The 25,026-nt window shown below is 57.4% G+C and carries 23 protein-coding genes; 12 read left to right on the forward strand and 11 right to left on the reverse strand.

Features of this window, described 5'->3' with window-relative positions:
* Window positions 1-62 precede the first annotated feature (62 nt).
* Complete coding sequence (locus tag ELB75_RS01600; protein ID WP_126982457.1) at window positions 63-2,198, forward strand: DUF262 domain-containing protein; 2,136 nt, start codon at window positions 63-65, stop codon at window positions 2,196-2,198.
* A gap of 500 nt (window positions 2,199-2,698) precedes the next feature.
* Here ELB75_RS01600 and ELB75_RS01610 read toward each other — a convergent pair whose 3' ends face one another.
* The 6 genes from ELB75_RS01610 to ELB75_RS01635 all read right to left on the reverse strand — a co-directional run bounded on the left by ELB75_RS01610 (window position 2,699) and on the right by ELB75_RS01635 (window position 7,554).
* The gene (locus ELB75_RS01610) at window positions 2,699-3,457 is read right to left on the reverse strand and encodes an iron ABC transporter ATP-binding protein (RefSeq protein ID WP_126982458.1); all 759 of its coding nucleotides are present in this window, start codon (window positions 3,455-3,457) and stop codon (window positions 2,699-2,701) included.
* 35 nt (window positions 3,458-3,492) lie between these two features.
* Window positions 3,493-3,951, reverse strand: a complete 459-nt coding sequence (locus ELB75_RS01615) for a hypothetical protein (protein ID WP_126982459.1) — start codon at window positions 3,949-3,951, stop codon at window positions 3,493-3,495.
* A 104-nt stretch (window positions 3,952-4,055) separates the two neighbouring features.
* On the reverse strand, window positions 4,056-4,583 hold the full coding sequence (locus tag ELB75_RS01620; protein WP_126982460.1) for a hypothetical protein: 528 nt from the start codon (window positions 4,581-4,583) through the stop codon (window positions 4,056-4,058).
* Window positions 4,584-4,689: 106 nt separating this feature from the next.
* Window positions 4,690-5,643, reverse strand: coding sequence for an iron chelate uptake ABC transporter family permease subunit (locus ELB75_RS01625; RefSeq protein WP_126982461.1), 954 nt, complete (start codon window positions 5,641-5,643; stop codon window positions 4,690-4,692).
* Window positions 5,644-6,062: 419 nt separating this feature from the next.
* Window positions 6,063-6,803 (reverse strand): SDR family NAD(P)-dependent oxidoreductase, encoded by a 741-nt coding sequence (locus ELB75_RS01630; protein ID WP_126982462.1) that lies wholly within the window; start codon window positions 6,801-6,803, stop codon window positions 6,063-6,065.
* Window positions 6,804-6,933: 130 nt separating this feature from the next.
* A complete protein-coding gene (locus ELB75_RS01635) occupies window positions 6,934-7,554 on the reverse strand; it encodes a nitroreductase family protein (protein ID WP_126982463.1) in 621 nt (206 codons plus the stop codon).
* A 667-nt stretch (window positions 7,555-8,221) separates the two neighbouring features.
* Here ELB75_RS01635 and ELB75_RS01640 point away from each other — a divergent pair.
* From ELB75_RS01640 to ELB75_RS01690, 9 genes are all read left to right on the forward strand, one after another.
* Window positions 8,222-10,429, forward strand: a complete 2,208-nt coding sequence (locus ELB75_RS01640) for a FepA family TonB-dependent siderophore receptor (RefSeq protein ID WP_126982464.1) — start codon at window positions 8,222-8,224, stop codon at window positions 10,427-10,429.
* Between the two features lie 5 nt (window positions 10,430-10,434).
* Window positions 10,435-11,373 (forward strand): alpha/beta hydrolase, encoded by a 939-nt coding sequence (locus tag ELB75_RS01645; RefSeq protein WP_126982465.1) that lies wholly within the window; start codon window positions 10,435-10,437, stop codon window positions 11,371-11,373.
* Window positions 11,374-11,412: 39 nt separating this feature from the next.
* Window positions 11,413-12,423, forward strand: coding sequence for a siderophore ABC transporter substrate-binding protein (locus ELB75_RS01650; RefSeq protein WP_126982466.1), 1,011 nt, complete (start codon window positions 11,413-11,415; stop codon window positions 12,421-12,423).
* Between the two features lie 115 nt (window positions 12,424-12,538).
* Window positions 12,539-13,483, forward strand: coding sequence for a hypothetical protein (locus tag ELB75_RS01655; protein ID WP_126982467.1), 945 nt, complete (start codon window positions 12,539-12,541; stop codon window positions 13,481-13,483).
* Window positions 13,484-13,558: 75 nt separating this feature from the next.
* Window positions 13,559-14,521 (forward strand): ABC transporter permease, encoded by a 963-nt coding sequence (locus ELB75_RS01660; RefSeq protein ID WP_126982468.1) that lies wholly within the window; start codon window positions 13,559-13,561, stop codon window positions 14,519-14,521.
* Window positions 14,522-14,777: 256 nt separating this feature from the next.
* Complete coding sequence (locus tag ELB75_RS01665; RefSeq protein ID WP_126982469.1) at window positions 14,778-15,635, forward strand: EamA family transporter; 858 nt, start codon at window positions 14,778-14,780, stop codon at window positions 15,633-15,635.
* Between the two features lie 110 nt (window positions 15,636-15,745).
* Window positions 15,746-16,111: a hypothetical protein gene (locus ELB75_RS01670; protein WP_126982470.1), complete on the forward strand. Its 366-nt coding sequence runs from the start codon at window positions 15,746-15,748 to the stop codon at window positions 16,109-16,111.
* Window positions 16,112-16,352: 241 nt separating this feature from the next.
* Window positions 16,353-16,712, forward strand: coding sequence for a MerR family transcriptional regulator (locus ELB75_RS01680; protein ID WP_126982471.1), 360 nt, complete (start codon window positions 16,353-16,355; stop codon window positions 16,710-16,712).
* A 393-nt stretch (window positions 16,713-17,105) separates the two neighbouring features.
* Entirely contained in the window at window positions 17,106-17,684 is a 579-nt protein-coding gene (locus ELB75_RS01690) for a LemA family protein (RefSeq protein ID WP_126982473.1), read from the forward strand.
* A 396-nt stretch (window positions 17,685-18,080) separates the two neighbouring features.
* On the opposite strand, the gene ELB75_RS01695 is transcribed toward ELB75_RS01690, so the two are convergent.
* From ELB75_RS01695 to ffh, 5 genes are all read right to left on the reverse strand, one after another.
* Window positions 18,081-18,374 (reverse strand): H-NS histone family protein, encoded by a 294-nt coding sequence (locus ELB75_RS01695; RefSeq protein ID WP_126982474.1) that lies wholly within the window; start codon window positions 18,372-18,374, stop codon window positions 18,081-18,083.
* Window positions 18,375-18,611: 237 nt separating this feature from the next.
* Window positions 18,612-18,926, reverse strand: coding sequence for a Grx4 family monothiol glutaredoxin (gene grxD, locus ELB75_RS01705; RefSeq protein ID WP_126982475.1), 315 nt, complete (start codon window positions 18,924-18,926; stop codon window positions 18,612-18,614).
* Between the two features lie 129 nt (window positions 18,927-19,055).
* Window positions 19,056-20,318: an RsmB/NOP family class I SAM-dependent RNA methyltransferase gene (locus tag ELB75_RS01710; RefSeq protein ID WP_126982476.1), complete on the reverse strand. Its 1,263-nt coding sequence runs from the start codon at window positions 20,316-20,318 to the stop codon at window positions 19,056-19,058.
* Window positions 20,319-20,445: 127 nt separating this feature from the next.
* Window positions 20,446-21,144, reverse strand: a complete 699-nt coding sequence (locus ELB75_RS01715) for a DUF3108 domain-containing protein (RefSeq protein WP_126982477.1) — start codon at window positions 21,142-21,144, stop codon at window positions 20,446-20,448.
* A 269-nt stretch (window positions 21,145-21,413) separates the two neighbouring features.
* Complete coding sequence (ffh, locus tag ELB75_RS01720; protein ID WP_126982478.1) at window positions 21,414-22,775, reverse strand: signal recognition particle protein; 1,362 nt, start codon at window positions 22,773-22,775, stop codon at window positions 21,414-21,416.
* Between the two features lie 306 nt (window positions 22,776-23,081).
* On the opposite strand from ffh, the gene ELB75_RS01725 reads away from it, so the two are divergent.
* The gene (locus ELB75_RS01725; RefSeq protein WP_126982479.1) at window positions 23,082-23,888 is read left to right on the forward strand and encodes a cytochrome C assembly family protein; all 807 of its coding nucleotides are present in this window, start codon (window positions 23,082-23,084) and stop codon (window positions 23,886-23,888) included.
* A 161-nt stretch (window positions 23,889-24,049) separates the two neighbouring features.
* Window positions 24,050-24,937, forward strand: coding sequence for a toxin-antitoxin system YwqK family antitoxin (locus ELB75_RS01730; RefSeq protein WP_126982480.1), 888 nt, complete (start codon window positions 24,050-24,052; stop codon window positions 24,935-24,937).
* The last annotated feature ends 89 nt before the right edge of the window (window positions 24,938-25,026 follow it).

The raw sequence follows: 25,026 nt of genomic DNA on the forward strand, positions 1-25,026 counted from the left end.
ATTACCCCTCCAGCCAGCCCCACCCAACATTTACTCTTCAATCCCCCTATTTACGAGTTTTTATGACAGCCTCAAAACCAATTGTAACCCTCTCGCTACCGCAAATCGCCGCTTGGCAAATTGACCTGCCGCAGGCCAAATCTGACATTGTTGCCAGATTGCCGGCCTTGCAGCGCGGCGCTGTGTGGAAACCCGATCAAATCGAATTTTTGTGGGATTCTATTTTGCGCTGCTTCCCCATCGGATCAATCTTATTGAGCAACCGTATCGAAGGGCAGAGCAGCAAAATCAGTAAATTTGGTGAGGCGAACCCAAATGAATCAGAGGTTACCCATCATATTTTGGACGGGCAACAACGCTGCAACGCTATTGCCATGGCCTTTGATTTACCTGAATACGGCAATTCGAAAACCCAAACTATGCTTTGGTACGATTTGAAAGGTAATGAAGAATGTGGTAAGGCTGCACATTCGCGCAAATTCCTGTTTCGCGTAACCACCAGCGCCCATCCGTGGGGCTACGATCTTGATGAATCTTCCGGTCGAATCAGCCACAGCCAAATGGAAGCATTCCGCAACACTTACCAAGAATGCTGTGGGGATGACAAATATCCCTTAGTAGCGAAAAGTATCCCTTGGCGTGCCACGCTGCCGATACCTGTCGGGTTGCTGTTGCAAAATTTAACGGCAGAAGGGTTTAACTGGGATGAGATTATCCGCAACCCTTGGGTAGAAAAAATCGACAACTGGTTAAACGCTCGAAAAGAGAAGCAGGGTAATACGCAAGAAGCTGAACAGAGCCTGTCAGGCTACCTGAAAAGCCCAGATAATCAGCAGGAAATAACTACTGCCTTCTCTCCCGTTTTAGATACGGTTATTCCCGCTATTACCATTGCCTTCAACCCACCAGACAGTAGCAATGAGAATGAAGATGGGAATTTCATAGAAAACATCGAGCTAATTTTCAGCCGCATCAATAATCGCGGTACACCAATTGATCAGGAAGAGCTGCGTTATTCTATGATCAAAGCCTATTATCCTGACGTAGAGCAGAAAGTGATCGGTCAAATCGAGAAACTGCCGGTGAGTGAGGCACGCCTAATCAACCTCGGTATTCGTGCTGTCTTGATGCGGAAATACCAGGAATATCAGCCTATCTTAACACCACAGAAAATCCGTAACATTTTCAAAGAGGGTGCGGATGAGGATATTATCAAAGGCTACCTGAAAAAACAGTTTCCCGAAGCCATCAAATGGATTGAAGACCATCTGCTATACAAAGATAAAAGCTTCGGCCTGCCGCCTTATTTGCGCAGCAGCATTGCTTGGCGCAGCCAGGAAGTGTTCCTATGGTGGATTATGTTGGCAGCAGAGTTCGATTATTCGGAAATATCAGAAAAAGATGCCAAAAGGATTTTGGCTATTTCATTAATTATTCATTGGTTTAGTGACAGCAAAGACCGTATTTGCCGACAACTTTGGCATTTACAATTCACCCCTGAAGCTCGGAAACCTTGGCAGGAGTGGACATTTGATGACTTAAATATAGAGGACAGATTGTTCCAATTGACTAAACCCAAAGAATTGAAAGAAAAACTCGAGGAGAAGATCAACGCCGCTTTTGAGGCAATGGAAAACTCGAATACCGACTTCCATAATTTGTGGCAACTGCTTACCTATCAGAACGACGGAAATCTGCGCTTTGCTAATTTTGCCTTCAAACTTTGGCATATGCAGGAGTTCCTAGTCTATTTTCAGCGTGCCCAGCTTCCCGGTATGGTGGAATACGATCCTTCCAACAAAACTCTGTGGGAAACCCACAACCGCCCTTGGGATTACGACCATATGCTGCCTAGCGCCGCACTGAATGCGCAAGGTAAAGGGCTAAGGAAATACACCAGTTTATGCAAAATATTCCAACGCAGTATCGGCAACCAGATGGCCTTGCCGTTCAGCATGAACCGTTCGAAAAGTGATGGTGATTTTTTGCAGAATTATCAAGACAGCGAAAACGAAGAGCGTGACTTGATCGACTCCGCTTTTGCTTTGGGTGCAGATAAATTGGATGCTTTCAGTCTGACGTTGGATGCAAGCAAACATAAAGAGGCTGCGGAGAAATATATTAAGGCTACTAACGAACGATTGGCCAAACTGTACCAACAGTGGTTTGATGATTTGTCAGTTAAGGATATGATATAAAATACTAAAGACTAATTTTCTGATTAGATAAGCCGTACCGTTTGAACTTAGATGTCTGTGCGGCTAAATCTTCTTCGATAAACCCAATTGCGAAGAGCGTAGCCAAAGCTAAACAGAAGCCGATCATATTGTGCCGGCCAGTATCAGTATATGGATTCATATGTTGCTACCACTGAGCCAATCCAAAAGGCAGCCACGGTAGTTTTTGAAAAATTTTGTCGGGTTTGTTGTTGGGGCTTTGCGGAGGGAAAGGCTACCTGAAAGCCACCTGCGTTTTACAGACAAAACGCAGGCGGCTTTTTTATCAGCCCTCACTCCACTGTAATCTCGCATTCGCACGCCACTTCGAAATTCAAAGAATTGGCGATAAAGCATAAACGATGGGCTTCGTGATGCAGGGCTTTGGCCTGTTCAACGTGCTGCGCTTGGGTGATGGTAACCTGCGGGCGCAGCGTGGCTTTGACGAATCTGCCCGGCTGCGTGCGGCTGCCTTCCCGCCGCTAAACATGATGCACAATCAGCTTTTTCCCTTTGTAATCCAACACGTCCACATCCATATCGAACAGCGTTTTGATGTTTTCCGCCGTGAAGACTTCGTCGGGGCTGCCTGCAAATTTCACTTCGCCGCGCTGCATGGCGACGACGTGGTCGGCATAGGCGGCGGCCATGTTGATGTCGTGCAGCACAACCACGGTGGTGCGATTGTGGCGGTGCGTCAGTTCGCGCAAGAGCTGCATAAGCTGGCGCGCGTAATACATGTCCAGATTGTTGAGCGGCTCGTCCAGCAGCACGTATTCGGTGGACTGGCAGAACACCATGGCAATCAGGGCGCGCTGGCGTTGCCCGCCGGAAAGTTCGGTGAGGTAGCGGTGGGCGATGGGTTCGAGCTGGAATTGGACGACGGCCTGTTCCACAATGGCTTTGTCTTCGCCTGTGGGGCGGCCTTGGTGGTAGGGGTAGCGGCCGAACATGAGCAGGTCGCGCACGGAGATGCGGCTGTGGATGCTGTTTTCCTGCGTGAGAATGGAGAGGATTTTGGCGGCTTCGGCGGTGGGGGTGGCGGCCAAGTCGCGGCCGTTGTAGGCAATACTGCCGGACTGGGTGGGTTGCAGCCGCGCCATCAGCGAGAGCAGGGTGGATTTGCCCGCGCCGTTCGCGCCGATGAGGGCGGTGATGCCGTTTTGGGGGATGTCGAGCGTGATGTTGTTGAGTATGGGGTGGCCGTTGATTTGGTGGGAAATATTTTGGATTTGTATCATATTGTGCTTTCTTGGTTTTTTAGGGTGCAGGCTGCTTATTCGGCGAATTCGAAGCGCACGTTTTCAAACAGGGCGAAGGCGTGCGGATTCAGCGCGTGCAGGGCGACTTCTACGGCGGGTTCGCGCAGTTGCGGCCAGTTGCCGCTCCATACGCAGGCAACCTGCACTTTGGCACCGTTTCGGACGAGGCGGCGGACAAGGTCCAGCAGGTATAGTGTTTCGCGCTGTTCTTGTGCGGTTTCTTCCCCGCTTTTTTCAGACTGCCTGAAACCGCCGTTGTCCCAAAACGGGTGGCTGCTGTCATAAGGGTCGCCGTAAAAGTCGAAGCAGCAGGCGCAGCCTTCCTTGTCGCCCGCCACGTCGTACACATACGGGTAGGGCAGCTTGGCGGCGCGGGCTTCATCGGGTTCGGCCGGCCGGAACAGCACGCCTTGGCCGTCGTAAAGGGAAAGGTCGGTCGGGCTGTCGGTGGCAAGGAGGACGGTGAAACACATAGGGATTTCTGTTTTGGCGGGATTTCGGGGTGCAGGCTGCTTTTCGGGCTACCTGAAATTCTGTTCGCGGGTGCAGGCTGCTTTTTCAGGCAGCCTGAAAGCGGCTATTTAATCAAATAATGCAATGTCGGCGGCAGGACCAGATTGATTTCTTCCTTTTCCGCAATTTTCTGCCGCAGCGATGCAATAATGTCATTTTTATAGCAGCCGAATTTATCCAAGTCCCGAATAAACTGCTTAATGCCCAATTCACAAAAATTTGCCGGCAAAACCGCATCGCCGTCAATAAATCCGTGCGGATAGCTTTGCGCATATGGAATTTTTTGTCCGAACAGCCGATACAGGAGTTCGGATGTCATTTGAATAAAATAAGGGATGCGTTCGACACGGTAGCCCATATCCGTATAGGCTTTGTCTTTTTCCCCGTCCCTGAAAATCACGTTTGCGTCTTGATAATGGCGGTTTCCGTCAAACTCGACAATAAGGCCGATTTCGTCAAAACGATAGTCCGGCCGCGTTTTAATGCCTGAGCCGGGAACTGTTTTGTTGTGCTCAAATTTCAGGTCGGGCACGAATGTACGGAATATTTCGCCTAAATTCTGTTCGGTCAAATAAGAAGGAGAGCGTTTCATTCTGTAGGTTGCATCGTGGAAATTGGGTCTGCAGGCTGCCTGAAAGCAGGGTCGGCAGTCGGATTTCGGGTGCAGGCTGCTTTTTCAGGCAGCCCGTCCGTTGCCGTCAAACTGCCCGTTTTTTCAGCACTAGCCACAAAAACACCAGCCCGCCGGCAAATTCCACCACCACGCTCAATACGGCCTTCATGCCCAGCAGGTGCTCGAAAACGGCCTGCCCGCCGATGAGCATGATGGCGGAAACGAGGAACACCATCGGCAGGCGCACGGCATGGTGCAGGCTGCCTGAAAAGTGGTTGGCCAGCGCGCAGACGAGCAGCCCGAAAAAGCTGACGATACCGACCGTGGCAGTGGCGGTGGCGACCAAAAGCGCAATCCACGCCAAAATCCACAGTGTGTGGCGCGGGTAGCTGATGCCAAGGTTGGTCACTTGATCGCGCCCGAGCAGGTGCACGTCCAGCCGATACCGTTCGCGCCACAACACGGGCACGCTGGCAACGGCAATCGCGCCGCCGAAGCCGAGCAGCTTGGTATTGACGGTGTTGAAGCTGGCAAACATAGCGGTTTGGGCGACGGCGTATTCTTCGGGGTCGATCATGCGCTGCAACAGGGAGGACAGGCTGCGGAAGAGCACGCCGAATATCACGCCGATAAGAATCATGCGCGCCAAATCGCGCCCGCCCTGCCGCAGCAGCAGGCTGAACAGCAGCAGCGAGCCGCCGAGCATGGCGGCCAGTTCCAGCGTGAATTTGCCGTATGGCGGGAGCTGGGTGTAGCCCGTGCTGCCGAGTGCGAACACGAGCAGGGTTTGCAGGAAGACGTAGAGCGCGTCGAAGCCGAGCACGGACGGGGTGAGGATGGGGTTGTTGGTGAGCGTTTGGAACAGCAGGGTGGACACGCCCACGGAATAGGCGACGAGCAGCAGGGCGGCCAGTTTCGCGCCGCGCAGGGGGAGGATGTAGCCCCATTCGCCGTGCGGCGCGTTCCAGGTGAGGAACAGGGCGCAGGAGAGCAGGAGCAGGGCGGTGAGGGCGAGGAGGGTTTTGCGGTCTTGGGTCATGGGGTTGTTTTGGTTTGGGTTTTGGTTTTTGTGGCGGCTAGGGTTTCAGGCAGCCCGAATGCGGGGCTCGGCTTCGGCGGGTGGTTTTGTATTGATGCGGTTGCAGGCTGCTTTCGGGTCGGCGGCAATCTGTTTGGTCTCCAAACGGGAGGTAGGCTTGTCAGGCTGCCTGAATAAGGTGCAGGCTGCTTTGACGTTTCCGCTGCGCCGAAATCCCGCTTACTTGGGCAACTTCGTTTTACTCCCATTGCAGCCCGTATTTTAGCTTCGCAGAAACTCCGTTTTAGCTTCGCAGAAACTCTGTTTTCAGGTAGCCCGAATGTTTTTTTATACGGGTGCAGGCTGCTTTCGGGTCGTCGGCAATCTGTTTGTTCTCCAAACGGGGAAAGGTTTGTCGGGCTGCCTGAAAACGTGCGGGCTCAATCCATCAGCAGCCCGCCGTCCACCGCATACGCGCTGCCGGTAACGTAGCTTGCATCGTCCGACAGCAGAAAGAGTGCCACCGCCGCCGCTTCGCGCGCTTCGCCTACGCGTTTGAGCAGCACCACTTCGGCAAGCTGTTCTTCAAACTGGGCGCGCATTTCGTCGGGCAGCACCGAACGCAGGTTGCTGGTAATCGGGCCGGGCACGAGCGAATTGACACGGATGCCGCGCGGGGCGAGTTCCGCCGCCCAACTGCGCGCCGCCGCCAGCACCGCTGCTTTGGTAGCGGCATACAGGGCGACATTCGGCTGCCCTTCGTACACCGCGCTGGACGAGGTTACGACCACGGACGCGCCGTTGTTCAGATGCGGCGAGAGCGCGCCCATTTGCAGCATGGGGGCGACCACGTTTACCTGAAACATCTGTTCAATCATGGATTTGCCGGTGGCTTCCAGCGGCGCGCCTGCGGCATAGGCGGCATTGAGCCACAGGCCGTCCAGCTTCCCGATGCGCTCCACCACGGGCAGCAGCCGTTCCAGCGTTTTGCCGTCCGCCGCATCATCGAGCACGGCCACGGCGTTTGCGCCCAGTTCTTCGGCAGCGGCTTGCAGACGGCTTGGGGTACGCCCGGTGATGATGACTTTCGCACCTTCGGCAACAAGCTGTTTTGCGCCTGCCAAACCGATGCCGCTGCTGGCTCCGGTAATTAAAATGGTCTTGTTTTCAAAGCGTTTCATGGGTATTCCTTGTGTGGTGCGGACGGGCTGCCTGAAAAGGTGCAGGCTGCTTTTACATTCCGCTTCGCAGGGATTTCGTTTTATCGCCGCTGCCGCCCGTGCGTTCGGGCTGCCTGAAACGGCAATTTCGTCAGTTGCCGCCATCCAGCCCGAAAATCCGCAGGCGCGGCTCGGTGGGGGCGTATTCGCGTTCGGCGGCGGGGGAGGCGATGCCGCCGAACACCATTTGGCTGCGCAGCCGCCAGTGGGCGGGAACCTGCCACGTTTGGGCGACGGCTTCGTCAATCAGCGGGTTGTAATGCTGGATGTTCGCGCCGATTCCGGCGGCGGCGAAGGTGGTCCAAATCGCGTACTGCATCATGGCGAATTCTTTGTCGGCGGACACGGGGAAGGTGTCGGCGTAAAGCGGCATACGCTGTTGCAAGCCTGAAACCACGTCCGTGTCTTGGTAAAACAGGATGCTGCCTGCGGCGGCGCGGAAGGCGGCAAGTTTGGGCGCGGTCTGTTGGGCGAAAATTTCGGGCGGCACGGCGGCTTGCAGCACTTCGGAGGCGATGTCCCACAGTTTTTCGTGTTCCGCGCCGAACAGGACGAGCAGGCGGGTGGAATGGGAATTGAACGGCGAAGGGCTGTATTTCAGGGCGTGGCGGACGATGGCGGCGATTTCTTCGGTCGGCAGGGGCAGGTTGCGGTTGAGCGCGTACACGGAGCGGCGCGCTTCGGCGTTCTGCATAATGGTTTGGTGGTTCATCGGGTCTCCTTGGGGGATAACGGGCTACCTGAAAAGGTGCAGGCTGCTTTTTGCGTTTCCGCTGCACCGAAATCCCGCTTACTTGGGCAACTTCGTTTTACTCCCGTTGCCGCCTGTGTTTTAGCTTCGCAGAAACTCGGCTCCCTTCGGAAACTTCGTTTTAACTTCGTTGAAGCTGCGCTTTAGCTTCGCAGAAACTCGCTTCGCTTCGTTTTCAGGTAGCCTGAAGGCCGTCTGAAAAACGGGATATGTAGGGTGGGGCAAAAGCAGCATCGTAGGCACGCTCATCGATTGGCTGAATCAAAAAATCAGGCCGATGGCGGCCTGCACTGTTTCAGGTAGCCTGAAACAGGCTACTCGCGTGCGTGCGTACCGCACACATCCTACCTAAGCGGGCTACGCTTGCTGAAACATTCCCCAAATTGGCATTATATGCTCGGACGGCGCGGGAAGGATATGCGGAGCGGACATTTTATCGTGCCCGGACGCAACTTTTCATCGGAGCGGATGCCGTTTCAGGCAGCCTGAAAGTCCGTTGTGCCGTGCGTGCCTGCTTCTGCCCGGCAGAAATGTAAACCAGCGGCTAAGAAATAGACAAGTTACGTTAAGCTGGTTTATTATTCGTCATGAAATAGTATTTATTCTTAATATCAAATGGGGTTGTTCCATGAAATCACGCAGCACACCTGTTTTCCGACTCTCTCTGATTGCCCTCGCTTTGTGCAGCCTGCCAGCTTATGCGGACGACGCGGCCTCCGCTCCCGCAGATCCTGCGGAACACACGCAGGAGCTGGAAACCATCTACATCACCGCCGAACGCAAATTGCAGCAGCAGCTCGGCGTGTCGCGCATCAACCGCGCGGATATTGAAAAACGCCCTGCCGCCAACGATTTGTCCGAGCTCATCCGCACCATGCCCGGCGTGAACCTGACCGGCAATGCCGCCACCGGTCAGCGCGGCAACAAGCGGCAAATCGATATCCGCGGCATGGGCCCCGAAAACACGCTGATTCTGATTGACGGCAAACCCGTTACTTCGCGCAATGCGGAGCGCATGGGTATGCGCGGCGAACGCAACACGCGCGGCGACAGCAACTGGGTGCCCGTGGAAGCGGTTGAAAGCATCAGCGTTATCCGCGGCCCTGCGGCGGCGCGTTACGGCTCGGGCGCAATGGGCGGCGTGGTCAATATCGTTACCAAAAAAATCACCAACGATTTCAGCGGTTCGGCCACCTACTACACCAATCAGCCGCAAAACAGCAAAGAAGGCGCCACGCAGCGCATCGGGTTCGTTTTGAGCGGTCCGATTGTGAAAGACAGGCTTTCGTTCCGCCTCTACGGCAACATCAATAAAACCGAAGCCGATGCCAACGACATCAACGCCGGTGTGGACGGCAGGGGTTTGGCCGCAGGCGTGGAAGGCGTGCGCAACCGAGACATTGCAGGCAGGCTGCACTGGAGCATTTCGCCCGAACACAGCTTAACGCTGGACGGCAGCTTCAGCCGCCAAGGCAATATTTATAACGGCGACACGCTCAACAGCAACAACACCGGCATCACGTCGCAACTGCTGCGCAACGGCGTAGAAGAAACCTCACGCCTGTACCGCCGCGCCTATTCGCTTACCTACAACGGCACCTTCGGCTGGGGCGACAACAAAACCTGGCTCAGTTATGACGAAACCAAAAACAGCCGCTTCCCCGACAACATGGCGGGCGGCCCCGAAGGCAGCTACAGCAGCGACAAATTCACCGACAGCCGCCTGAAAAACACGCGCCTGAGCACCGAATTCCACATTCCGTTCAACGCGGCGGGCAGCCACGTCCTGACCGCAGGCGCGGAACTGGGGCGCAGCTCGCTGGACGACCCCTACACCATGAGCTACACCGGGCGCGGCACGGGCAACCCGATACCCGGCCGCAGGACGGACGACAGCCGCATGGCGGAAAACCGCTGGGCGGTCTTTGCCGAAGACCACTGGACCGCGCGGGAACAAACCCACCTGATTCCCTTCCTACGCTACGACCACAGCAGCATTTCCGGCGGCAACGTGAGCGGCGGCCTGAACTTCGAGCAGGGCATCGGCGCGAACTGGCGCATCAAGGGCGGCATCGCGCGCGCCTACAAAGCCCCCAGCCTGTACCAGACGCACCCGAGCTACCTGATTGCCACGCGCGGCAAAGGCTGTCCGATTGTGCCCGGCTTCCCCACCACCGGCGCGTGCTATTATTTAGGCAACGCCCACCTGAAACCCGAAACCGCGCTCAACAAAGAGTTGGGCTTTGAATTTGCGAAAGACGGCTGGTCGGCCAGCATGGCGTATTTCCACAACGCCTACCGCAACAAGATTATCATCGGCCGCACGCTCATCGGCACCGTCGCGCCCAACACCAACGTCCTGCAATGGGAAAACAGCCCCACCGCCACCGTGTCCGGCTTCGAAGGCAACATCACCATCCCGCTGCACCGCACGCTGAAATGGAGCAACAATTTCACCTATATGCAGAAATCGGAAGACGCGGACGGCAACCCCCTGTCGCTGATTCCGAAATACACGCTCAACAGCACCCTGAACTGGACGCCGAACGAAAAATGGGACGCCAACCTGACCTTCACGCACTACGGCCGCACCAAGCCGCGCGGCGTGGTCATCGTCCGCCACGAACGGCCGGTTGAAGACGGGCTGGATTCCACCCAATTGGGCAGCTACGGCCTGTGGGGCATCAACGCGGGCTACAACTGGAACAGCCGCGTCAATGTGCGCCTGGGCATCAGCAACCTGTTTGACAAGCAAATCTACCGCTCCGGCAGGGGCGCGAACGTTTACAACGAACACGGCCGCGCGTTTTACGGCAGCCTGAAAGTCTCCTTCTGATAAAAATGCAGCCTGCACCCCTAATCCGCACCCTGTTCCTGTCCCTGCTGTTCGGCCTGCCTGCCTGCGCATCGGCCGACAACGCCGCCCCTGCCGCACCCGCGCCGCGCGGCAACCAACCGCAGCAGGCCGATTTGTCCGCGCTGGACAACCCCGACAGCGGCTACCGTTTTGTAACACGCAGGCTGCTTTCCGAAGACGGCAGGCGGCGTTACCGCGTCTATATCGGCATTCCGCAGCAGCCTGCACCCGAAGGCGGCTTCCCCGTGCTGTACGCCTTGGATGGCAACGCTGCCGCCGCATTTCTGGACGACGCGGCCTTTGCGCGGCTGCGGAAAAATCCCGTCATCCTCGTGTTGGTCGCGCCCGACAGCAGCCTGCGCATCGACCGCGCCCAACGCGCGTGGGACTACACCCCGCCCGTGTCCGGCCAAACCTGCCTGCACGACCCGATTGACCCCACGCTCTGCAACGGCGGCGCATTGGGCTTTTTCAGGCTGCTCACCGGCAAAATCCGCCCGCTCGCAGCTGAAGCCGCGCCGATGCTGGATACGCGACGGCAAACGCTGTGGGGGCATTCCTACGGCGGGCTGTTTGTGCTGTATGCCTTCCTGCACGCGCCGCAGTCGTTCGACCGCTATGTCGCCGCTGACCCGTCCTTGTGGCTGCGCGGCGGCAGCGGCCTGCCCGATATGGACGGATTGGATGCCCGAATCGGACGCGGCACGCGGAACATCTGGCTGCACAAAAGCGGCGGCGCGCTGCCCGGCGCATTGCAGGACAAAATACCGCCGCCCGACCCCGAACGCCTGCGCCGCCTTGCCGCCCGCTTGGACGCGCTGCCCAATGTGTCCGCCGTTTACGAAGAATACCCCGCCGAAACGCACGGCAGCATCATGAAACTATCGTTTCAGACAGCCCTCGCGCTGGCCGCCGAACCGTAAACCCTTATCCCTTCAACTTTAATCAAGAAAGAAAATCTCATGACAAAAACCAAACTCCCCGTCCTGTTGATTCTGGCCGCGCTCACCGCGTGCAACCCGAACGGCGAACAGGCAAAGCAGCCTGCAACTGCATCCGGCGCATCCGCCTCCGCAGAAAAACCCCAAGCCGACCAAACGCCGCTGAAACCGCATACCGACATCCAAGGCGAAGTGGTCAAAGTGCAGACCGCGCGCGGCGAGTTTCCCGTGCCTAAAAATCCCGAACGCGTGGCCGTGTACGACTTCGGCGCGCTGGACACGCTCACCGCATTGGGCGTGAACGTGGGCGCGACGGTGGACAAAACCAATCTGGGCTACCTGAAACCTACCGTGGAAAAAGCCCAGCACGTCGGCACACTGTTCGAGCCGAACTACGAAGCGCTCAACGCCTTCAAGCCGCAGCTCATCATCACCGGCAGCCGCGCCAACAAAGCCATCCACCAGCTCAACGAAATCGCCCCCACGATTGAAATGACGGCGGACACCAAAAACCTGATTGCCAGCGCGAAAGAACGCATCGACGCTTACGCGCAAATCTTCGGCAAACAGGCCGAAGCCGACAAACTGAAAGCCGACATCGACGCCGCACTGGCCGCCGCCAAAACCGCCGCGCAGGGCAAAGGCACCGGTTTGGTGATTATCGTGAACGCGGGCAAACTCTCCGCCCAAAGCCCCACTTCGCGGCTGGGCGGCTGGATTCACCAAGGCATCGGCATCACGCCCGTGGACGCGCAGATGAAGGAAGGCTCGCACGGCATGCCCGTATCGTTTGAATACTTGAAAGAGAAAAACCCCGACTGGCTGTTCGTGCTTGACCGCAGCGCGGCCATCGGCGAAGAAGGCCAGGCCGCCAAAGACGTGCTGAACAACCCGCTGGTGGCCGAAACCACCGCGTGGAAAAGAGGACAGGTGGTCTATCTGGACAGCGGCACTTATTTGGCCGCCGGCGGCGCACGCCAGTTGCAGACTGCGTTGAAACAGGTGGCGGAAGCGCTGGCCAAAGCGAAGTAACAGGTATGGAAACAAAGTGCAGGCTGCTTTTGATTCCGCGTTCAGGCAGCCTGAACGCGCCAAAAGCAGCCTGCACCGCAAACTGATACCAATTAAAACCGCAGGAATCAAACCCATGCCTTTCCCAACCCGCCGACAGCTCAAAAAACGCCACAAACAAGCCTATCAGGCCTTTGATTCGGGCAACCTGAAAACCGCCGCCGAACTGTTTGCCAAACTTGCTAAAGTCTGCCCCGAAGACAGCGCATACCACTATATGCTCGGGCTTGCCGCCAAATACCGCAGGGATTGGGCAATATCGCTCCATGCCAACCAACGCGCCATCGAATGTTCCGCCGAATTTGACGAAGCCGCCCATTGGAACGCCGCCATTGCCGCCACCGCCCTGCACGACTGGCCGACCGCCCGCCGCTTATGGGCAGCCTGCGGCATCGGAATACCCGAAAGCGGCGGCGAAATCTGCGCCAATTTCGGCACGGCCGTGCTGCGGCTCAACGCATGGGAAGACGGCGAATGCGTGTACGCGCGGCGGATAGACCCCTGCCGCGCCCGAATTACCAACGTCCCCCTGCCCGAAAGCGGCTACCGTTTCGGCGACATCGTCCTGCACGACGGCGCGCCCACCGGCACGCGTCCGGACGGGCTCGGCGGCGAAGTGTCCGTCTTCAATGCGCTGGAACGCTGGCAGCAGTCGCCGCACGATACCTACGCCGCCTTTGTCCGCTGCCCCGACGAAGCCGACTCTGCCGCACTGTCCGAACTGTCGTTGGACACCGACACCTTCGCCGAAGACTGGACGCGCAGCATCCGCTTCATCTGCCTGCGTTGCAGTTACGGCAACACGCCGCACGAACACGAAAGCAGTCCCGCCGCGCCCGAATCGTGGCAGCCCGAACGCAGCTTCGGTATTGCCGCCCGCCGTCCGGACGATGTGCAGGCCTTGCTGAACCGCTGGGCGGCGCAGGGACGCGGGCGGGAAATCTTGGAAGTTGCGCCGCAAAATTATCCGCTGCCGCCCCTGCCCGAAAACTGTGCGTACTGGGAAACCTATGACGGATAGCCCGATATTTTCAGGCAGCCCGAACCCCGAAAGCAGCCTGCACCCCGATAACCAACTCTACCAACACACCGACACATGACCGCCAAACCCCTCACCCTGATAACCGTTGCCGTTACCCTTGTCCTGTTTGCCGCCAGCCTGTCCATCGGCGTGGCGGATTTTTCGTGGACACAGCTTTTTTCAGGCAGCCTGAACGGCAGCACCCAAGTCATGATCACCAGCCGCCTGCCGCGTACGTTTGCCATTGTGCTTACCGGCGCATCTATGGGCGTGGCCGGTATGATGATGCAGATTCTGCTGAAAAACCGCTTTGTCGAACCGTCCATGGTGGGCGCAAGCCAGAGCGCGACCTTGGCGCTGCTGCTGATGGCGCTGCTGCTGCCCGCCGCGCCCCTGCTGGCGAAAATGTCCGTGGCCGCCGTGGCCGCGCTGCTGGGCATGCTGCTGTTTATGACGCTCGTCCGCAGGCTGCCGCCCACCGCGCAGCTGCTCGTGCCGCTGGTCGGCATTATTTACGGCGGCGTGATTGAAGCCGTCTATACCTTCATCGCCTACGAAGCCGACATGATGCAGCTCATCAGCTTCTGGCAGAGCGGCGATTTTTCCGGCGTGCTGCAGGGACGCTACGAACTGCTGTGGCTCACCGGCATATTGGCCGCCACCGCCTACGCCATTGCCGACCAACTCACGATTGTGGGGCTGGGCGAATCGGCGGCGGTGAACTTGGGCATCAACCCCCGCACCGTGCTGTGGGCGGGGCTGGTGATGGTGGCGCTGATTACCTCGCTGGTGCTGGTGACCGTGGGCAACATCCCGTTTATCGGGCTGGTGGTGCCCAATATCGTCAGCCTGCTTTTGGGCGACAAACTCCGCGCCGGCCTGCCCGCCGTGGCACTGCTGGGCGCGGCGCTGGTGCTGCTGTGCGACATCGTCGGCCGCGTGATTGTGTTCCCGTTTGAAATCCCCGTATCCACCGTATTCGGCGTGCTGGGGACGGTGCTGTTTTTAGGGCTGCTGATGCGGCAGCCTGCACGCTAGGGGCAGCCTGCACCCGCATAAAAAAGAACATTCGGGCTACCTGAAAACGAAGTTTCCGAAGGAAGCCGAATTTCTGCGAAGCTAAAACAGAGTTTCCGAAGGAAGCCGAGTTTCTGCGAAGCTATAGTGAATTAAATTTAAACCAGTACAGCGTTGTCTCGCCTTGCCGTAACGTGTGTACTGTCTGCGGCTCGCCGCCTTGTCCTGATTTAAATTTAATCCACTACAAAACGCCGCACACAAAAGAAAACCTACCATGCCCAACCGCACCGCCGCCATCCTCGCCACCGCGCTCGCCCCGCTGATTTGGGGCAGCACTTATCTGGTCACCACCGAATTCTTGCCGCCGAACCGCCCGTTCACCGCCGCGCTTATCCGCGTGTTGCCGGCCGGGCTGTTGCTGTTGGCGTGGACGCGCAGGCTGCCTCGGCGCGGCGAATGGGGCATTGTCGCCCTGCTCGGTTTTCTGAACATCGGCTTTTTCCAAGCCATGCTGTCTGTGGCGGCGTATCGCTTACCGGGCGGACTGGCGGCGGTGCTGAGTTCCACGCAGACGCTGATGGTGCTGGTGTTCACTTGGCTGATTGGCAAAACCATGCCGCCGAAAGCGGCTTGGGGCTGGGCGGCAGCTGGAGTTTTGGGGATTGCACTCTTGGTTTTGTCGCCGCAGGCGCGCTATGACATGACGGGGATTTTGGCGGCACTGGCGGGCGCGGCGGCGATGGCGTTGGGCGTGTATTTGTCGAAACACCGCCGCACTTCGCTGCCCGTGCTGGCGTTTACCGGCTGGCAGTTGTTTATCGGCGGACTGTTTTTACTGCCCGTCGCCCTGATTGCCGAACCGCCGCTGGAGTCTTTAAGCCCTGCCAATATCGGCGGCTATCTGTATTTGTGTCTGTTTGGCGCAGTGTTGGCTTATGTTTTGTTTTTCAGGGGAATTGCCAAACTTTCGCCCGCTGCGGTTTCGTCGCTGGGATTGCTTAGCCCTGTTTCAGCATTTGTGCTGGGCTGGCTGTTTTTGGGACAGGGCATGGACGCGAAATCGCTGGCAGGATTTGCGTTGGTATTGGTATCGATATTCGGGGTGCAACGGGTGGCGGGGAAGGCTGGCTGAAAGTGCAGGCTGCTTTTTGGCTTCGCAGGAACTCCATTTTCAGGTAGCCTGAAGCCGTCTGAAACTTTAAAAGCAGCCTGCACCCCACTCCCCACCGAAAGACCCGAACCATGTGCGATTACTGCGCCGACCTTCGTCCCACCGTCCGCATCAAAACCCCCGATATGCTGTCGCAAATACTGCTGCGCGCCGCCGACCGCCTGGCAGACGGCACGCTGGCAGACATCACCCTCGCCTACGCCAAAGTCCGGCGTATCAGTCCCGACTATGTTCAAACCTTCGCCCGCAGCGGCTACATCATCGACACCGACCCACAGGGCAACCGCCGCCTGCACGGCTGGTACGATTTCCTGCAACACCATTTCCAATGCACGCACTGCAACGCCGTGTTTGAAATTTTTGCCGAAACCTACCACGGCAGCGGCGGAGAATGGAAAATGCTGGAAGAGGCGGCCAAGCGTTTTCAGGCTACCTGAAAGCAAAAAGCAGCCTGCACCTTAATTCAAAACCCTTTCAGACTGCCTAAACCCCGCCCGTTCCCAAGAAAGGAAACCCCTATGGACTGCCCCGCCCTGCTCGCCGTCGATTTCGTTCAGCTTCGCCAAGCCGCGTGCCATTAAATCCTGATGATTCAACATTCTTCGTCTCCATACTCAAATTTGCAAAATTGCGCGGGCAGGTTGAACTATCAAGCGCACTTTATAGCAAGGAGATTTGATGCAAACCAAGGAACTTGCTGAGCAAACGGGCTTATCCGCCGCCACTCTGCGCTACTACGAGCAGGAAGGGCTGCTGCGCCCCGAACGCAACGCCAACGGCTACCGCGAATACGGCGCGCGCGATTTGGAATGGGTGGGCTTCATCCTGCGGCTGAAAGACATGGGCGTGCCGCTCTCGCAAATCAAGGAATACGCGCGGCTGCGGCATTTGGGCGATGAAACCGTCCCCGAACGTTACCGGATTTTGCAGGAGCATCAGGCGGCGTTGGAACGCAAACGGCAGGAATTGGACGCGCATCGGGCGTTTTTGGAGCGGAAGCTGGCGTGGTATCGGGAGAAGATGGGCGGGTGGGAGTAGGCAGCCTGAAAGCGTAAAAGGCAGCCTGTACATTCAAAAATAAGGGTGCAGGCTGTTTTGTGGATTTTAGCTTTGTAGAAACTCTAGCCCCCATATTGCGCCGTTCACGGGCAGAAACCAGCCGATGCCGAATGCGGCAATGATGTAGAGGAACATGGCGCGGTAGGGCGCGTGCGGGGTTTTGGAAATACAGGTGGGGAGGTTGGGCTCGATGAATTTTCCGAGAATAGGATGCAGGCTGCCTGAAAACGTTTTAAGCCTGTGTCCGCATAAACCATAGCAGGTTAAATAGGCTTTCGATACAAGGCGGAGCAACGCTATGGCGAAAGTTAAATTGGTTTGTTAGATATGGTAAGATGGGCTGGCCGTTTTAAACATTTCCAGGAGACCGTGATGCTGTGGATTCTTTTGCTGCCGGGCGCATGCGGCGTGGTGGGCGTGATGGTGTACAACCGTTTGGTCATCGCGCAAAACCAATACCGCAATGCTTTCTCCCAAATCGGCGTGCAGCTGCAACGCCGGCACGATTTGATTCCGAATTTGGTGGCCGCCGCCAAAGGCTACCTGAAACATGAAAACGACACCTTTACGCAGGTGACGCAGGCGCGCAATCAAGCCGCTGGTGTGTTGGGCGGTACACGGCCGGAAAATGCGGAGGCGGTGGCGCAGCTTTCTGCCGCCGAAACCCGGCTCACCCAGGCCGTGCGCAGCCTGATGGTACAGATTGAGGCCTATCCGGATTTGCAGGCTGCCGCCAATATGCAGCAGCTGGCCGAGGAAATCACCAGCACGGAAAACCGCATCGCCTTCGCCCGCCAGGCTTATAACGATGCGGCCATGGGTTACAACACGCTGTGCCAGCTGTTTCCGCACAGCATTGTCGCCGCCTATTGTGGCCATCGGCAGCCGGCACAGCTGCTAGACTTTCCCGACCGCGCCAAATATCAAACGCCGCCCGAGGTGAAGTTTTAAGGGCTGGTAATCTGGAATACGTTTAAAGGCTACCTGAAAGCGGGTTTCTCGTTTTCAGGTAGCCTTTTTGCGAGTCGCCGGATTGCATCGGTCGGGCTGCCTGAAAATGAGGCTTTCCGGGGATGGCGTGTCGGTCGGCTTTTGTTTAGCAAACGGGCTGTTTGCAAGCGCAGTTTCAATTCCGAGCCATATATAGTGAATTAACAAAAACCTGTACGGCGTTGTCTCGCTTTGCCGTAACGTGTGTACTGTCTGCGGCTCGCCGCCTTGTCCTGATTTTTGTTAATCCACTATAGCCAATTAAATCCAATTAACCTGGCTGCCTAATGTGGAAAAGGCTACCTGAAAACGGATGGTTTGGTTTTCAGGTAGCCTTTTATGCTGTATGGGCAACGGTTATACCAAGAATTTCTTGATGTCGATGCCTTTTTTCTGAGCTTCTACAATCCATTTCGGCCGTTTGCCCACGCCGCCCCAAGTTGCGCCGGTTTGCGGATTGCGGTATTGCGGGCGGTTTTGCTTTTCCTTCAGGCCTGCCTCAATATCGGCCAGGGTGATTTCAAAATCGCCCATAATGGCCAAAATTTGGTTCACTTTCTTTTTGCGCTCGGAAGCCAAACGGCGTTGGATACGGTCTTCCAGCATTTTTTTCTGTTCTAGAAGTTGGTCTAAAGTTTCGCGTGCTGCCATGATGTTTCCTTTGCGGAGGTTGTTAAAGTTTATTTCAGGGTCGATTATAAGGGTATTTCGACTTGTTGTGCCAGAAATATAGTGGATTAACAAAAATCAGGACAAGATGGCGAGCCGCAGACAGTACACACGTTACGGCAAGGCGAGACAACGCTGTACTGGTTTAAATTTAATCCACTATAAATTGCCGGTTGGGCACGGACATACGCCCAACCGGCTCGGTTTCTTTATTGAAAATCAGGCTTCGGCTTTCAGCAAATCTTGCAATTCGCCGGCTTCATACATTTCCATTAGAATATCGGATCCGCCCACGAATTCGCCGTTTACATACAGTTGCGGGATGGTGGGCCAATTGGCGTATTCTTTGATGCCTTGGCGGATTTCGGGGTTTCCCAATACGTTTACCGTAACGAAATCATTGCAGCCGGCGGCCTGCAGGATTTGCACGGCGCGGGAGGAGAAGCCGCATTGCGGGAATTGTTTGGTGCCTTTCATAAACAGTACGATACGGTTGCTGTTTACGAATTGTTTGATTTCTTCTTGGATGCTCATGGTGTTTCCTTTTATGGATTAAATATGAATCAAAATTCGGATACGAAACGGCGGCCATTATAGCGGATTAAATTTGCTTTCGATACCGGAAGCGGCAGCGAAACGGATGCGCCATAGCCGGGGTATTGTTTATTCCGGGCGCGCCCACACAGCGGCGAAGAAGCCGTCTGTGCGGTGTTCTGCGGTGGAGAGCTGCAGATAGGGGCTACCTGAAAATAATTCCGGGCAGTCGGGCAGCAGTTCGGCGGCGTTTACCGGCTGCCAATCGGGGTGGGCGGCGCTGAAGCGTTCGGCTTGCTGTTCGTTTTCAGTTGCGAGCACGCTACAGGTGGCATACACCAAACGGCCGCCGGGGCGCACCAGGCGGGCGGCGGCTTCGAGGATGGAGGCTTGTTGCTTTGCCAATTCGGCGAGGCGCTCGGGTGATTGGCGGTATTTCAAATCGGGGTTGCGGCGCAGGGTGCCCAGCCCGGAGCAGGGGGCGTCCACCAGCACGCGGTCGGCTTTGCCGGTGAGGCGTTCGAGGCGCGGGTCGGTTTCGCTGCCGATACGTTGCGGGCTGATGTTGGTGAGGCCGGCGCGCACCATGCGCGGCTTGAGTTTGGCCAGCCGTTTTTCGGCCACGTCGAAGGCGTAGAGGCGGCCGCTGTTGTTCATGGCGGCGCCCAGGGCGAGGGTTTTGCCGCCCGCGCCGGCGCAGAAATCGACGATGATTTCGCCGCGCCGCGCGCCGGTGAGGCGGGCGAGCAGTTGGCTGCCTTCGTCTTGCACTTCAATGGTGCCTTCCAAAAACAGCGGGTGGCGCATGAGGGCGGATTTGTCGTGCAGGCGGATGCCCCACGGCGAATAAGGCGTGGCCTCGCAGCGGATACCTTCATCTTGCAGCCGGGCGAGCACTTTGTCGCGTTTGGCTTGGAGGGTGTTCACGCGCAAATCGAGCGGGGCGGGGGCGGCGGTGCTGCGGCCGAAGGCGAGGATGTGTTCGTCGCTCCAGCCTTGGTCGCGCAGTTGGGCAATGAGCCATTCGGGCAGTTCGGCGGCGGTGTTCAGCTGCGCGGCAAACTCGGTTTTTTTGGCTTTCAGGTAGCCTAGAAACTCAGTCTCTTCGGCATTGGCGCAATCGGCCAGGGCGGAAATGCTGATGCCGCGACCCAATACCAGGGCGGCCAGCGCGGCGCGGCGGGATTGGCGCACGGGATCGGGCAGCACGCTTTGGATTTTCTGCAAATGGCGCAAGGCGGCGAACACGGTTTCGGCAATTTCGTGCCGGTCTTGGCGGCCAAGTTTTTTGTGGCTGCGGAAATAGGCGGAAACGAGGGCATCGGCGGGCTGTTCGAAGCCGAGCACTTGGCCGAGCAGGGTGGAAGTGTGGAGGAGTTGGGCGGGAGTCATTTCGGAGTGGTGGTTTCAGGTAGCCTGTTGCGGGAATGGGCTACCTGAAAACGGGCAGATAAGAAACAGACAGGCTGCGGGGCGGCTTGTCTGTTTGGTTTGGGTTTCAGGTAGCCTGTGTTGCTGCTTATCTGGGCGGCTGCAGGGGCGTGCCGTCGATTTTGCCGCTGCGCAGTTTGAGCTCGTAGGTTTTGCCGTCGTCGGTGTATTTGATGAGGGCGGGGATGTTGGCGAAATCGGGGGCGAAGGAATATTCGATGGTGTCGTCGCCGCGCTGCACGCGGAAGCGGTTGACGGCAATGCTGGCGCCGTTGATGTTGTAGCGGGCGGGTGGCAGGCGGGTCATGCCGCGCACGGGGTAGACGCGTTTGCCGTTGGTGATGTGCAGGTTGGCGGGCAGTTGGCCGTTGTTGAGCGCGAGCTGCCAGGCCAGGGTGAAGAGGTCGAAAGTGGGGCCGCTGATGGGCTGGCTTTCGGTTTGTCCGGTTTTGCCGTAGGTGATGGTTTTGCTGCCGTAGTCGAAGGTGGCGCCGGCGTAGGCGCGGCCTTTGCGGGTGTCGCTGTAGCGGGCGGGCTGCAGGCGGTTGCCGCTGATGCTGCCGTTGGAGGAAAAGCGCATTTTGTAGAGCGGGACGTTGATGTCGGCGTTTACGTTGTAGCGGCCGCCGTTTTGGTTGAAGGTCATCACGGCGGGCACGCCGTAGGGGCCGATGTAGTGCAGCTCGGCGTTTTTGGGAAAGGCGGTTTCGGCAGCGGCGGCGGGCGCGGCCAGCGCGGCGGCGCACAGGGCGGCGGCCGTGCCGAGGCGGAGGGTGAGACTGGTCATGGGTGATTCCTTTGCTGAAAAAGGGAAGGTGCGCTGCGAATCAGCGGCTTTGGGGCGGCATTATAGCCTTAAGTTTTGAATAGGGGGCGTGCGGTTACATGGTTTGACGGGAATTTTCAGGTAGCCTGCGGCGGGAAAGAGGCTACCTGAAAGTAGCGCAGGCGGGTTTACGGCTATATTTTTATTTAATCGACAAAGCTGTTCGGATACGGAAAAGGCTACCTGAAAAACCGTTTTCAGGTAGCCTTCCGATATTTCATTCAGAGGGTTTAACGCCCGGGGAACAGGCCTTTCATGCCTTGTGCCATGCGCATGAGTTTGCCCATGCCTTTGCCGCCGAACATTTTCATCATTTTTTGCGACTGCTCGAACTGCTTGAGCATTTTGTTCACTTCCTGCACGGTGGTGCCGGCGCCGGCGGCGATGCGGCGTTTGCGGCTGGCTTTGAGCAGGGCGGGGTTGGCACGCTCTTTCGGGGTCATGGAGTTGATGATGGCTTCCACTTTGCTCATGGCTTTTTCCGCCGTGCCCTCGGGGATTTGCGCGGAAAGCTGCCCCATTTCGCCGGGCAGTTTGGACATCAGCGATTCGATGCCGCCCATATTGCGCATCTGCTGGATTTGGGCTTTGAAATCGTTCAGGTCGAAGCCTTTGCCTTTGTGCAGCTTTTTGGCCATGCGTTCGGCCACTTCCTGATCGATGCCTTTTTGCACGTCTTCAATCAGGGAAAGCACGTCGCCCATGCCGAGAATGCGGCCGGCGATGCGGTCGGGGTGGAAGGGCTCGAGGCCGCCGATTTTTTCGCCGGTGCCGATGAATTTAATCGGTTTGCCGGTAACGTGGCGCACGGAAAGTGCCGCGCCGCCGCGCGCGTCGCCGTCCATTTTGGTGAGGATAACGCCGGTGAGCGGCAGGGCTTCATTGAAGGCCTGGGCGGTGTTCACGGCATCTTGGCCGAGCATGGCATCCACCACAAACAGGGTTTCCACCGGATTCACGGCTTCATGCAGCGCCTTGATTTCGGCCATCATGGCTTCGTCCACCGCCAATCGGCCGGCGGTGTCGACCATCAGCACGTCGTAGAAATGCTTTTTGGCGTAATCCAGCGCGGCCTGGGCGATAGCCACGGGCTGTTGGGAAACGTCGGAGGGGAAGAAATCCGCGCCCACTTGCTCGGCCAGGAGGCGCAGCTGCTCGATGGCGGCGGGGCGGTATACGTCGGCCGACACCAGCAGCACTTTCTTGCGCTGCTCTTCTTTGAGCAGGCGGGCGAGCTTACCGGCGGTGGTGGTTTTACCCGCACCCTGCAGGCCGGCCATCAGCACCACGGCAGGCGGCACGGCGGCCAGATTGAGGCTGCTGTTTTGTGTGCCCATCAGCTCGGTGAGCGCTTGGTTGACCACGCCGATAAAGGCCTGGCCGGGCGTGAGGCTGCCGATTACTTCGTGGCCGACGGCACGCTCTTTCACGCTGGCCATAAAGTCTTTCACCACCGGCAGCGCCACGTCGGCTTCCAACAGCGCCATGCGCACTTCGCGCAGGGCTTCTTTGATGTTGTCTTCGGAGAGGCGCGCCTGGCCGCGCATTTTTTTGGCCCACTGGCTGAGGCGGCCGGATAGGTTGTCTAACATAGTTTTCCTTGTCATGCTGGGAGACCGCCAATATGCTGTATTGGCTCGTTTTATTGCTAGCGGTTTCGCCCAACCGATAAATGGGTTTGATTCGGAATGGGGATAGCGGATTGGTTCACTTTACTGAAGCGGGGCTTAGTTTTGCAGAAACTTCGCTGCGCGGCGTTTTAATTGCGCTGACGCTTTGCTTTCAGGTAGCCCCTAGCAGGCGGCAAAGTTTGCTAAAATCGCGGCATTTTACACTATTACGCGCAGCCTTTGCGGCTTTCCTGATGGAAAAGCGGGCGCGCAACACACGGAAAAAGCATGGCTGTATTGTTTGTTTTGCTCGCGCTGCTCTATGGCGGCATGGGCATGTTTGCCTGGTGGTTCGGTCGGCAAAATGCCCGGCGGCCATACCCGCTCAAGGGCGAGCTGCTGTTGCTGGCGGCACTACTGCCTGCGCACGCGGCGGCGGTGTGGCAGCCGTTGCTGCTCAGCCGCTTCCCCAACGGCATCGGCTATGCCCTGTGTTTGGCTACCTGGCTGATGCTGCTGTTGTATTGGTGCGGCAGTTTCTTTTATCCGCTGAAGGGCTTGCAGCTGCTGCTCTATCCCTTTGCCGCGCTTTCCATGCTGGCCGCCGCGCTGTGGCCGGCACCGGGCGCGGATTATGCGGTGGACAATATGCCCTTCGCGCTGCACGTGGGCGCATCGGTGTTTTCCTACAGCCTGTTCGGCATTGCCGCGCTGCTGGCGCTGCTGATCCTGCTGCTGAACCGCCGCCTGCGAAACCACCGCATTTCGCCGCTGGTGTCTTTCCTGCCGCCGCTGTTGAGCTTGGAAAAACTGATGTTTCAAAGCATGCTGGCGGGTTTTGTGCTGCTCACAGTATCGGTGGGCGGGGGGCTGCTGTTTTCGCCGGAAATTTTCGGCAAGCCGCTCGCGCTCACGCACAAAAGCGTGTTCGGCGTGCTTTCGTGGCTGGTGTATGCCGGTATCCTGCTGCTGCACCGCACCCGCCGCTGGCGCGGCCGTACGGCGGCGCTGTGGTGCGTGGCCGGGTTTGTGTGCCTGATGCTGGCTTATGTGGGCAGCAAGTTTGTGTTGCAGGTGTTGCTGCATCGGATGTGAATGCGTTGGCATGAATGGCAAAGGCTACCTGAAGATTTTCAGGTAGCCTTTTGCTATGGTGCTGCGGGCAGCATCCCGTATGGAAAAATAATGGGTTTGGCTATAGAATTGCATCAGTCTGCCAATCGCGCGGATACTCACTAATTCCTATGGGGAACTCTATGAACAAACTCTTCGCCACCGTGGCTGCGGCCCTATTACTGGCCGCCTGTAATCCCAATCAAAACAATAGCCAAAACAATGCAGCGTCTGCACCACCGGCTGCTTCCAGCCCAGTTGCCGGTCAAGCCGAAGGCCAACAGGCGCCTGCTATGGCCCTGCCTGTCGATGCAACAGGGCTTGAAGCGGCTGCCGCCAAGGCCGTGGAAGGCTATCAGCCCGCTGCCGAGAAGCAGGTGATTTATTTCGACAAAGATTCCAAACCCGCCGACAAACCCAGCCCCGGCGGCTACTATCGCGAAGTGTTGGGTACCATGCCCGACGGCCGCCTAGTGGTGCAGGACTTCTACCAAGACAGCGGCAAACCGCAGATTCTGCCCGCCATCATCTCCAAAGGTGGCGATCCGAAAAATTTCTCCACCGATATGAACGACAGCCTGGTGGTGTGGAAGGAGGAAGACGGCGCGATATCTTCCGCCGGTAAATTCACTCAAGGCAAACTGGACGGCTGGCAGGGCATGTACCGTAACGGCCGCCTGGTTATCCAAGGCCGCGACAGCGAGTCTGATTTAGATGGTGAAGTGGTGTTTTTCTATAACGACGGCAAACCGATGATGTGGGTACGCCCTGCTGCCGACAACCAGCACGTTATCCTCAGCACCTACTACCCGGGCAGCGGCAGCATCCTATTCAGTGCCATCCATAATGCGAATGGTGAAGGAGATCCTGTGATGTCCGCCTGGGACAAACAAGGCAAACCTACCGAACTGCCTGCCGTTCGGGCGGATTTGGAAGCTGTGCAGGCGGCCATGACCGATCTGCAGGAATATGCAAATCGACACGGAGCCTTGAAGGACGGTGGCGGGCAATCCGCTTCCGTACCTAAATAATCTTATGACCTTGCAGCCGCTTAACACGGAGTGATGCCAACGTTCCCATGCTAAGCGGCTGATTCTTTCCCCACCCCCGCTTTTCACAC

The organism is Eikenella corrodens, assembly GCF_003990355.1.
GTDB classification, from domain to species: domain Bacteria; phylum Pseudomonadota; class Gammaproteobacteria; order Burkholderiales; family Neisseriaceae; genus Eikenella; species Eikenella corrodens_B.

Excerpts from the sequence above, each read along its gene's own strand:
- ELB75_RS01610 (WP_126982458.1), bottom strand. The coding sequence starts at position 3,457 with ATGATACAAATCCAAAATATTTCCCACCAAATCAACGGCCACCCCATA.
- ELB75_RS01640 (WP_126982464.1), top strand. The coding sequence starts at position 8,222 with ATGAAATCACGCAGCACACCTGTTTTCCGACTCTCTCTGATTGCCCTC.
- ELB75_RS01655 (WP_126982467.1), top strand. The coding sequence starts at position 12,539 with ATGCCTTTCCCAACCCGCCGACAGCTCAAAAAACGCCACAAACAAGCC.
- ELB75_RS01670 (WP_126982470.1), top strand. The coding sequence starts at position 15,746 with ATGTGCGATTACTGCGCCGACCTTCGTCCCACCGTCCGCATCAAAACC.
- ELB75_RS01625 (WP_126982461.1), bottom strand. The coding sequence starts at position 5,643 with ATGACCCAAGACCGCAAAACCCTCCTCGCCCTCACCGCCCTGCTCCTG.
- ELB75_RS01635 (WP_126982463.1), bottom strand. The coding sequence starts at position 7,554 with ATGAACCACCAAACCATTATGCAGAACGCCGAAGCGCGCCGCTCCGTG.
- ELB75_RS01710 (WP_126982476.1), bottom strand. The coding sequence starts at position 20,318 with ATGACTCCCGCCCAACTCCTCCACACTTCCACCCTGCTCGGCCAAGTG.
- grxD (WP_126982475.1), bottom strand. The coding sequence starts at position 18,926 with ATGAGCATCCAAGAAGAAATCAAACAATTCGTAAACAGCAACCGTATC.
- ELB75_RS01620 (WP_126982460.1), bottom strand. The coding sequence starts at position 4,583 with ATGAAACGCTCTCCTTCTTATTTGACCGAACAGAATTTAGGCGAAATA.
- ELB75_RS01650 (WP_126982466.1), top strand. The coding sequence starts at position 11,413 with ATGACAAAAACCAAACTCCCCGTCCTGTTGATTCTGGCCGCGCTCACC.
- ELB75_RS01665 (WP_126982469.1), top strand. The coding sequence starts at position 14,778 with ATGCCCAACCGCACCGCCGCCATCCTCGCCACCGCGCTCGCCCCGCTG.
- ELB75_RS01730 (WP_126982480.1), top strand. The coding sequence starts at position 24,050 with ATGAACAAACTCTTCGCCACCGTGGCTGCGGCCCTATTACTGGCCGCC.
- ELB75_RS01645 (WP_126982465.1), top strand. The coding sequence starts at position 10,435 with ATGCAGCCTGCACCCCTAATCCGCACCCTGTTCCTGTCCCTGCTGTTC.
- ELB75_RS01600 (WP_126982457.1), top strand. The coding sequence starts at position 63 with ATGACAGCCTCAAAACCAATTGTAACCCTCTCGCTACCGCAAATCGCC.
- ELB75_RS01660 (WP_126982468.1), top strand. The coding sequence starts at position 13,559 with ATGACCGCCAAACCCCTCACCCTGATAACCGTTGCCGTTACCCTTGTC.
- ELB75_RS01630 (WP_126982462.1), bottom strand. The coding sequence starts at position 6,803 with ATGAAACGCTTTGAAAACAAGACCATTTTAATTACCGGAGCCAGCAGC.
- ELB75_RS01680 (WP_126982471.1), top strand. The coding sequence starts at position 16,353 with ATGCAAACCAAGGAACTTGCTGAGCAAACGGGCTTATCCGCCGCCACT.
- ELB75_RS01695 (WP_126982474.1), bottom strand. The coding sequence starts at position 18,374 with ATGGCAGCACGCGAAACTTTAGACCAACTTCTAGAACAGAAAAAAATG.
- ELB75_RS01690 (WP_126982473.1), top strand. The coding sequence starts at position 17,106 with ATGCTGTGGATTCTTTTGCTGCCGGGCGCATGCGGCGTGGTGGGCGTG.
- ELB75_RS01715 (WP_126982477.1), bottom strand. The coding sequence starts at position 21,144 with ATGACCAGTCTCACCCTCCGCCTCGGCACGGCCGCCGCCCTGTGCGCC.
- ELB75_RS01615 (WP_126982459.1), bottom strand. The coding sequence starts at position 3,951 with ATGTGTTTCACCGTCCTCCTTGCCACCGACAGCCCGACCGACCTTTCC.
- ffh (WP_126982478.1), bottom strand. The coding sequence starts at position 22,775 with ATGTTAGACAACCTATCCGGCCGCCTCAGCCAGTGGGCCAAAAAAATG.
- ELB75_RS01725 (WP_126982479.1), top strand. The coding sequence starts at position 23,082 with ATGGCTGTATTGTTTGTTTTGCTCGCGCTGCTCTATGGCGGCATGGGC.